Annotated in this window: 1 protein-coding gene; it reads left to right on the top strand. The window is 52.9% G+C overall.

Features of this window, described 5'->3' with window-relative positions:
- Positions 1 to 68 precede the first annotated feature (68 nt).
- Positions 69 to 1643 carry an IS66 family transposase gene (gene tnpC, locus DXZ20_RS36990; protein ID WP_163698926.1) on the top strand — a complete coding sequence of 525 codons (1575 nt, stop codon included), beginning with the start codon at positions 69 to 71 and terminating at the stop codon, positions 1641 to 1643.
- Positions 1644 to 1667 lie beyond the last annotated feature (24 nt).

Consider the following 1667-nt stretch of genomic DNA (forward strand, 5'->3'; position numbering starts at 1 on the left):
GGTAACCGTCCCAGGAAGTTAAAGAAAATTTAGGGCGTCAGTGCATCAATCTTCGCTAAGTTGTGAATATGAGCGAAGACATCGCAATTGCAGGCATTAAGGTTCCAAAAGCGGACTGGGAGGCAACGCCACCCAGCATCCAAGCGTTGGTGAGGGTGTTGGAGGGGCGATTAGCTCAACAGAATGAGCGCTTAATTGAGCAGAGTGCCCAGTTGGCTAAGCTGAATGAGCGGCTTATCGATCTAGAAGAGCGTCTGAATCAGACCTCGAAAAATTCATCGAAACCACCCTCAACAGATGGCTTCGGTCAGGTGGTTAACGGTAAAAAGAAGCGCCAAAAGAGTCGGAGAGGGGGACGCTCGGCAAAGTCTCCCCGTCAAGTCCGCAAGCTCAAGCCCAGTGAGTTCTGTGACCAGGTGTTGGAGGTCAAACCATCGGTGTGTCAGCAGTGCGGTGCCCGGTTGAGTGGTCATGATCATTATCCCCATCGTCATCAAGAGATAGAGTTGCCGCCTATCGAGCCGGTAGTGATTGAATATCGTTTGCATCAACTCAGTTGTGATGTGTGTGGAGAGATGACACGAGCGCTTTTACCGCCGGGTGTTTCAGCGTCAGGATATGGAGAGCGAGTGAGTGCCCTGGTGGCCCTGTTGAGTGGCCCCTACCGACAAAGCTATCGTCAGGTATGTCGTTTCATGGACACGGTGTTTGGCGTGCGGCTGTCGCGTGGGAGTGTCGGTCGTTTGCGGGATGAACTCAGTGTGGCCCTTGCAGAGCCCGTGGCTGAGGCTAAAGCGTATGTCCAGTCTCAGTCCAGAGTGCATAGTGATGAGACAAGTTTTCCCCAAGGCAATCGAGACGGCAAGAACCCCGAGAATCGTAAAGGGTGGTTATGGGTGTTAGTGACGCCGTTGGTCAGCTTTTTTGAGGTTGTTTTGAGTCGCTCTCAGGCGAGTGCCAAAACCATGCTGGGTGAGTCTTACCCAGGAATTGTGACCTCTGACCGGTGTAGTGCCTATACCTGGATTGCACTGGAGCAATGGCAACCGTGCTGGGCTCATCTCAAGCGTGATTTGACCGCCATGGCTGAGCGGACGGGGGCCTCCTATGAGATTGGCGATGCCCTGCTACGTCGTCAGAGACGGTTGTTTCGCTGGTGGCATCGGGTCAGAGATGGGACCTTGTCGCGCGAGCAGTTTATCGCTCAGGTCAGGTATTTACGAGATGGATTCAAAACAGAGCTTGAAGAGGCCGCATCGTTACCGATTGAACCTGATGAGACCACACCGTTAGCCAAAACCGTTAGGACCTGTCGACGATTACTCAAGGTTGAATCGGCCCTCTGGACATTTGTGGTTACAACCGATGTCGAGCCGACCAATAATGCGGCTGAGCGCGCCTTACGACCTGCTGTGATTTGGCGTCGCACCAGTTTTGGGTCTCAATCCCAATCCGGCAGCGAGTTTGTCGCCAGGTTACTGACCGTGACGACCTCCCTCAACGCTCAGGGCAGACATCTTCTTGATTTCCTCACTCAAACCTTGTTAGCCAAACGAAAAGGGCAAACGGTTCCTTCGTTGCTCCCTCAACGCGAATTGTCGGTGTCAACTACATCTGCTGACAGACTATTGCCTGCTGCTTAAAAGACTAATATGACGGACGCTTAC

The organism is Adonisia turfae CCMR0081 (assembly GCF_011009555.1).
GTDB lineage: Bacteria > Cyanobacteriota > Cyanobacteriia > Phormidesmidales > Phormidesmidaceae > Leptothoe > Leptothoe turfae.

What these genes read in the sequence shown, in the direction of transcription:
- tnpC (WP_163698926.1), top strand. Translation starts at nt 69, where the DNA reads ATGAGCGAAGACATCGCAATTGCAGGCATTAAGGTTCCAAAAGCGGAC.